8 protein-coding genes are annotated in these 6,454 nt (G+C 73.6%); 3 read left to right on the top strand and 5 right to left on the bottom strand.

Annotated elements, in window-relative coordinates; all coding sequences use genetic code 11:
• The first annotated feature begins 69 nt into the window (after positions 1-69).
• The 3 genes from C3488_RS38740 to C3488_RS38730 all read left to right on the top strand — a co-directional run bounded on the left by C3488_RS38740 (position 70) and on the right by C3488_RS38730 (position 1,947).
• Complete coding sequence (locus C3488_RS38740; RefSeq protein ID WP_258053916.1) at positions 70-558, top strand: ferritin-like domain-containing protein; 489 nt, start codon at positions 70-72, stop codon at positions 556-558.
• Between the two features lie 57 nt (positions 559-615).
• Positions 616-1,527 carry an aminoglycoside phosphotransferase family protein gene (locus C3488_RS38735; RefSeq protein ID WP_103845513.1) on the top strand — a complete coding sequence of 304 codons (912 nt, stop codon included), beginning with the start codon at positions 616-618 and terminating at the stop codon, positions 1,525-1,527.
• 120 nt (positions 1,528-1,647) lie between these two features.
• Positions 1,648-1,947 carry a hypothetical protein gene (locus C3488_RS38730; protein WP_103845512.1) on the top strand — a complete coding sequence of 100 codons (300 nt, stop codon included), beginning with the start codon at positions 1,648-1,650 and terminating at the stop codon, positions 1,945-1,947.
• A gap of 28 nt (positions 1,948-1,975) precedes the next feature.
• Here C3488_RS38730 and C3488_RS38725 read toward each other — a convergent pair whose 3' ends face one another.
• The 5 genes from C3488_RS38725 to C3488_RS38705 form a co-directional block, all read right to left on the bottom strand.
• Positions 1,976-2,707: an ABC transporter permease gene (locus C3488_RS38725; RefSeq protein WP_103845511.1), complete on the bottom strand. Its 732-nt coding sequence runs from the start codon at positions 2,705-2,707 to the stop codon at positions 1,976-1,978.
• Positions 2,707-3,498: an ABC transporter ATP-binding protein gene (locus C3488_RS38720; protein WP_103845514.1), complete on the bottom strand. Its 792-nt coding sequence runs from the start codon at positions 3,496-3,498 to the stop codon at positions 2,707-2,709. The genes C3488_RS38725 and C3488_RS38720 overlap by 1 nt, the downstream gene beginning before the upstream one ends.
• Before the next feature lie 233 nt (positions 3,499-3,731).
• Positions 3,732-5,435 (bottom strand): proline--tRNA ligase, encoded by a 1,704-nt coding sequence (locus C3488_RS38715; protein WP_103845510.1) that lies wholly within the window; start codon positions 5,433-5,435, stop codon positions 3,732-3,734.
• 73 nt (positions 5,436-5,508) lie between these two features.
• Positions 5,509-6,057 (bottom strand): GNAT family N-acetyltransferase, encoded by a 549-nt coding sequence (locus C3488_RS38710; RefSeq protein WP_103845509.1) that lies wholly within the window; start codon positions 6,055-6,057, stop codon positions 5,509-5,511.
• A gap of 89 nt (positions 6,058-6,146) precedes the next feature.
• A partial coding sequence (locus C3488_RS38705) for a GNAT family N-acetyltransferase (protein WP_146068018.1) occupies positions 6,147-6,454 on the bottom strand: 308 nt, incomplete at its 5' end.

Raw genomic sequence — 6,454 nt, 5'->3', positions numbered from 1 at the left:
GGCACGGCTGATGGCGTCCGTGGCCGCGGCAGGGGCCGCGCACGCGTACCTGCTGACGGAAGGCGGAAAGTGAGCACGAGCAGCACCGGCACACCGACGCCCGTGAGCGACGAACTGACGGCCTTGCGCGCCGCCCTGCGCGCCGAGCACGCCGCCGTCTACGGCTACGGCGTCGTCGGTGGCCGCATCGAGCAGGCACGGCGCGAGGAGGCGCGGACCGCCTACGACGCCCACCGCGCCCGGCGGGACGAACTGGCCCGGGCGGTACGGGACCTGGGCGGCACGCCGGACGCCGCGGCGGCCGCGTACGCGCTGCCGTTCCCGGTGCCCGACTCCGCCGCCGCCGTGCGGCTGGCCGCCGAGCTGGAGGAGCGGGTGGCGGGGGTCTACTCGGATCTCGTGCGGGCCTCGACGGGTGCGCGGCGCGGCTTCGCCGCCGGGGCGCTGCGGGAAGCCGCGGTGCGGTCGGTGCGCTGGAGCGGCGAGAGCGTAGCCTTCCCTGGTCTCGCCGAGCGGGCGGCGGCCACCCCCACCGCGTCGGCGACACCGCGTACCTGACGCGTACGCGCTCGATCGTACGCGTGCGAAGCCGACCTGGAAGGGAACAACTCGCGCATGGCTTTCGAACCGCCGCAGCGCCTGGTGAGGGCGCTCGGCGAGACGCAGCGGGACGGTGGCGCCGACTGGCTGGGCAGGCTCCCGGAGCTGGTCCGGCGGGCCGTCGGCCTGCGCGAGTTGACCGTGGAGCGGGTGCAGGCGCCGGGCGGCCGCAGCAGCCTGGTGCTGCTGGTGCGGCAGGCCGACGGGACGCCCGCCGTGCTGAAGCTGGTACCGCCCTGGGCCCGCCCGGGCAGCGAGCGGGCCGCGCTCGTGCGGTGGGACGGCTTCGGGGCCGTACGGCTCCTGGACGCGGACGCCCCGGACGCCGGGGAGGGCGTGCTGCTGCTGGAGCGCCTGCACCCGGAGATGTCCGTGCGCTCGCTGCCGGAGGCGAAGGCCCTGCTGGAGGCGGCCGGCACGCTGCGGCGGCTGTGGGTCGAGCCGCCCGCCGCTCACTCCTTCGAGACGGTGGCCGCGCGCACGGGCCGGCAGGCCGAGGCGATGCGCAGGAGCGCGGAGGCCGACCCGGAGGCCGCGCCGCTGGTCGAGGCGGCGCTGGCGGCCCGTGAGCAGCTGCTCGCCACCCAGCCCGAGGAGCAGCTGCTGCACGGCACCTTCCGGCAGAGCAAGATCCTCGCCGGGGAGCGGATGCCGTGGCTCGCGGTGGGGCCGGACCCGGTGGTCGGCGAGTGCGCCTTCGACCTGGCCCGGCTGGTGCGCGACCGGGTGGAGGACCTGATCGCGGCGCCCTCCGGAGCGGCGATCACCCGCCGCCGGGTGAAACGGCTCGCGGAGTCCCTGGACCTGGATCAGGAGCGGCTGCGCGGCTGGACGCTGTTCCGGGCGGTGGAGTCGGGCGTGCGGGCGCGCCGGGTGGGCCGCCCGGGGGACGCGGAGCTGTTGCTGGAGTTCGCGAGCTGGCTCTAGACGGGCGGGCCGACAGCCCCCTCGCCCGCCCCGGTCGGCCGTACCGAAGGCCCGAACGGCCCCGCGCCGGGCGCCTTTCGTCTCCACCCCTTCGCGCGGCCGGCGGCGTACGGTCTCGCCATGAGGAGAAGAACGCTGAGTACCCTGGTCGTCCTCGCGGCGGGCGCGGCCACCGCCGTCGCCGTGGCGCAGCCGTTGCGCAGGCCGGCGTCGGCGCGCACCTGGACCGGCCGCGTCGCCGGGCTGCCGTACGACGTCCGCAGGCCCAGCCTGGGCAAGGTCGTTCGCGAGTACTGGGACCCCGACAGCGACGCGTTCCTCACGCCGCACGCCTTCGGCATCGGTGACGGGATCAATCTGGCCCGGATCGGCCGAGGACTGCCGAGGGCCGTGCGCCGTCGGCCCCACTCGCAGCGGTGATCGGGTCGCGACGCCTGCGGACCGGGTGTCAGGGAGTGCGCCGACGAAGGGTGGCGGCCGCGAGCGCCAGGGCGGCCAGGGCGGAACCGGCGATCACCGAGAGGTCGCGGACGAGGTCGGCCGTGCCGGTGGTGCCCGCGGCGGCCCGCTCCAGGGCGTCGACGGCGTAGGAGAGCGGGAGGACGTCCGAGGCCCAGCGGAGCGGCTGCGCCATGTGCGCCCGGGGGACGAACAGCCCGCACAGCAGCAGCTGTGGGAAGACCACCGCGGGCATGAACTGCACGGCCTGGAACTCCGTCCGGGCGAAGGCCGAGACGAACAGCCCGAGCGCCGTGCCGAGCAGGGCGTCCAGTACCGCGACCGTCAGCAGCAGGCCCGTCGACCCGGAGACCGTCAGCCCGAGTGGCCGCAGGCTCACGCCGGTGACCGCCAGCGCCTGGACCACGGCGAGCAGGCCGAAGGCGCAGGCGTAACCGGTCAGCAGGTCCAGCTTGCTCAGCGGCATCGTCATCAGCCGCTCCAGCGTCCCCGAGGTGCGCTCGCGCAGGGTCGTCACCGAGGTGACGAGGAACATGACGACGAACGGGAAGATGCCCAGCAACGCGGGGGCGACCCGGTCGAAGGCGGCCGCCGAGTCGAACATGTAGCGCAGCAGGACCACGAGCAGGACCGGGACGATCAGCAGCAGGGCCACCGTGCGCGGGTCGTGACGCAGCTGACGCAGGATGCGGCGTGTGGTGGCGCGGCTCGCCGAGGTCATCACGGCCCGGTCTCCTCGTCCTCGTGGGGCTGGGTCCCATGGGGCTGGGTCTCGCGAGGCGCGACGTCCTCTATCAGGCGGAGGAACGCCTCCTCCAGGTCGGCGGTGCCGGTGCGGTCGCGCAGCGCGTCGGGGGTGTCGTCGGCGAGGAGCAGGCCGTCGCGCATCAGCAGCAGCCGTCCGCAGCGCCCGGCCTCTTCCATGACGTGGCTGGAGACCAGCAGCGTGGTGCCGTCCGCTGCCAGGGTGCGGAAGAGCTGCCAGAGCTGGTTGCGCAGAACGGGGTCGAGGCCGACGGTGGGCTCGTCGAGCACCAGCAGCGGCGGGCTCCCGAGCAGGGCGGCGGCGATGCCGGTGCGCATCCGCTGGCCGCCCGAGAGGGAGCCGACCGCCTGGTCGCGCTGCCGCTCCAGGTCGGTGGCGGCGATGACGCGTTCGACGTCCGGTTCGGCATGCAGCAACGCGGCGAAGTAGCGCAGGTTCTCGGCGACCGTGAGGTCGGGGTACAGGGCCGGGCTCTGGGTGGCGTAGCCGACGCGTCCGCGCAGCCGCCGGGATCCGGCCGGCTCACCCAGGACGGTGACCGTACCGGACGAGGTGATCTGGGTCCCGACGATGCTGCGGATGAGTGTGGTCTTGCCGCAGCCGGAAGGGCCCAGCAGGCCGGTGACGGTGCCTGGGGGCACGCTGAACGAGAGGCCGCGGAGCACCTCCCGCCCGCCGCGGACGACCCGAAGCCCACGGGCCTCGACCGCCGGGGGCCGCAGACCACCGCTGTACGGCGCCGGCACGGTGGGGGCCGCTCCTGCCGCCGGCCGGGCAGGCCCGTGCCGCAACCGGGCGGGGCCGAACCGGAACCGCTGCCGGCCGGTCGTGTCGGACACGGGCGTCCTCCGGGTGATACAGGTCCGCGGATGCTTGGTGTGCGGGCCTCATCTTGCCGGACGCACCTGCCCGTCCAGTAGGGGACGGCTGACGCCCGCCATGGGCTGGTCGGCCCGTGGCGGGCGCCCCGAGGCGCGGATCAGGCGGTGAGGCGGGCGATCGCCTCGTCCACCGTGAGCTCCTCGCGCTCGCCCGTCCGGCGGTCCTTGAGCTCGACGACGCCCTCGCCGGCGCGACGCCCGGCCACCAGGATCTGCGGCACGCCGATCAGCTCCGCGTCGGTGAACTTCACGCCCGGCGAGACACCGGCCCGGTCGTCGACCAGGACGCGGACACCGGCCGCCGACAGCTTCTCGGAGACGTCGAGCGCCACCTCGGTCTGCAGGGCCTTGCCGGCTGCCACGACGTGCACGTCGGCCGGGGCGACCTCCTTGGGCCAGCACAGGCCCTGCTCGTCGGCGGTCTGCTCGGCGAGCGCGGCGACCGCGCGGGAGACGCCGATGCCGTAGGAGCCCATGGTGACGCGGACCGGCTTGCCGTTCTGGCCGAGGACGTCGAGCTTGAGGGCGTCGGTGTACTTGCGGCCGAGCTGGAAGATGTGGCCGATCTCGATGGCGCGGTCCAGCTTGAGCGCGGTGCCGCACTTCGGGCAGGGGTCGCCCTCCTGCACCACCACGACGTCCACGTACTCGTCGACCTCGAAGTCGCGGCCCGCGACCACGTTCTTCGCGTGCGTGTGCTCCTTGTTGGCGCCCGTGATCCACGCGGTGCCCGGCGCCACGCGCGGGTCGGCGATGTAGCGGACCTTCTCCCCCAGGCCCTGCGGGCCGACGTAGCCGCGGACGAGGTCGGGCCGGCCCGCGAAGTCGGCCTCGGTGACCATCTCGACGACGGCCGGGGCGAAGTGCGCCTCGACCTTGCCCATGTCGACCTCGCGGTCGCCGGGGACACCGACGGCGACGATCTCGCCGTCGACCTTGACGAGGAGGTTCTTCAGGGTGGCCGAGGCCGGGACGCCCAGGGAGGCGGCGAGGGTCTCGATGGTGGGGGTGTCGGGGGTGGGGATCTCCTCGGCGGCCGGGACACCGGAGGCGTCGACCGGCTTCAGCGCGTAGGTGATCGCCTCGGTGTTGGCGGCGAAGTCGCAGTTCGGGCAGTCGGCGAAGGTGTCCTCGCCGGCGCCGGCCGGGGCGAGGAACTCCTCGGACTTGGAACCGCCCATGGCACCCGCGGTCGCGGCGACGATCCGGTAGTCCAGGCCGAGGCGCTCGAAGACGCGCTGGTAGGCCTGGCGGTGCAGGGCGTAGGACCGGGCGAGGCCGTCGTCCTCCAGATCGAAGGAGTACGAGTCCTTCATCAGGAACTCACGGCCGCGCAGGATGCCGGCGCGGGGCCGGGCCTCGTCACGGAACTTGGTCTGGATCTGGTAGAGGATCACCGGCAGGTCCTTGTACGAGGACGCCTGGTCCTTCACCAGCAGGGTGAAGATCTCCTCGTGGGTGGGACCGAGCAGGTAGTCGCCGCCCTTGCGGTCCTTCAGGCGGAACAGCTCGGCGCCGTACTCGTCCCAGCGGCCGGTCGCGTCATAGGGCTCGCGGGGCAGGAGGGCGGGTAGCAGGACCTCCTGGGCACCGATGGCGTCCATCTCCTCGCGGACGATCCGCTCCACGTTGGCGAGGACCTTCTTGCCGAGCGGCAGCCAGGTCCACACACCGGCGGCGGTGCGGCGGACGTAGCCCGCGCGGACCAGCAGCTTGTGGCTGAGGACCTCGGCGTCGGCCGGGTCGTCGCGCAGCGTCTTCGCCATCAACTGGGACATGCGCTGGACCGGTGCGTTGGCCATGGTTCTGGTACTCCTGCCGCGTAAGGGTGATGGCTAGGAGGTTAGCCGGGCTTGCCGTGCGGGTGGAAATCCGTTAACGGCGTCGCAGGGGCAGTGGGGCGCCCATCACCGCGTACGGTTTCGGCGCGCTGGGGAAGAGCACCTGCCGCGCGAGATCCACATAGCCCAGCGAGTGGTACAGGCCCCGGGCCGGGCTGTCGGTGTCGATCGCGGAAAGGATCGAGCGGGGCTCGGTGGCGCCGTCGGTGATGGTGGTGATCAGGGAGCGGCCGATGCCCCGGTTCTGGTACCGGGGGTGGACGTGCAGCTCGGTGATCACGAACGAGCCGTCGAGCCAGTCGTCGTGGCCCTGGGCGCGCAGATACGGTTCGACGACGGTGGACCACCAGTGCGCACGGTCGTTGGGCATGCCGTACACGAACCCGACGAGCCGTCCGTCCGCGGTGGTGGCGCCGAACGCGCGGGCTCCCCGGTAGGCCATGTGCCGCAGCACGATCTGGCGGCGTACGGCGACCTCGTCGGCGCCCAGCCCGAAGGCGAGGGCCTGGACGGCGAGCGCCTCGTCGACGCGGGCGGACAGGTCCAGGGGGCCGATCACGACGTCGTCGACGGTACGAGGCATGGTCGTGAGCCTACAGGGGTACGCGGCGGGGTTCGGCTGCGGGCCGTCCGCTGCTTGCCCTTCGGCGCCCGAAGCACCTGTGGCGGCGCTCAGAACAGGACGCTCATGAACGCCCCGACCTCCTGGAAGCCCACCCTGTGGTACGTCCGCCGCGCGGGGGTGTTGAAGTCGTTGACGTACAGGCTCACCACCGGGGCCACATCGGTCAGCGCATAGCGCAGCACCGCCGCCATACCCGGTGCGGCCAGGCCCATCCCCCGGTACTCGGGAGCCACCCACACCCCTTGGATCTGGCAGGCCAGTGGGGTCGCGGCGCCGATCTCCGCCTTGAAGACGACCCTGCCGGTGTCGTCGAGGCGGGCGAAGGAGCGGCCCGCGCCGACGAGTTCGGCGACCC

The organism is Streptomyces sp. Ru72 (assembly GCF_002920635.1).
In the GTDB taxonomy this organism is placed as follows: Bacteria; Actinomycetota; Actinomycetes; order Streptomycetales; family Streptomycetaceae; genus Streptomyces.
The sequence above is the reverse complement of the archived record's forward strand: the minus strand, read 5'-3'. Positions and strand labels throughout refer to the sequence as shown.

Excerpts from the sequence above, each read along its gene's own strand:
- C3488_RS38735 (WP_103845513.1), top strand. The coding sequence starts at position 616 with ATGGCTTTCGAACCGCCGCAGCGCCTGGTGAGGGCGCTCGGCGAGACG.
- C3488_RS38730 (WP_103845512.1), top strand. The coding sequence starts at position 1,648 with ATGAGGAGAAGAACGCTGAGTACCCTGGTCGTCCTCGCGGCGGGCGCG.
- C3488_RS38725 (WP_103845511.1), bottom strand. The coding sequence starts at position 2,707 with ATGACCTCGGCGAGCCGCGCCACCACACGCCGCATCCTGCGTCAGCTG.
- C3488_RS38715 (WP_103845510.1), bottom strand. The coding sequence starts at position 5,435 with ATGGCCAACGCACCGGTCCAGCGCATGTCCCAGTTGATGGCGAAGACG.
- C3488_RS38710 (WP_103845509.1), bottom strand. The coding sequence starts at position 6,057 with ATGCCTCGTACCGTCGACGACGTCGTGATCGGCCCCCTGGACCTGTCC.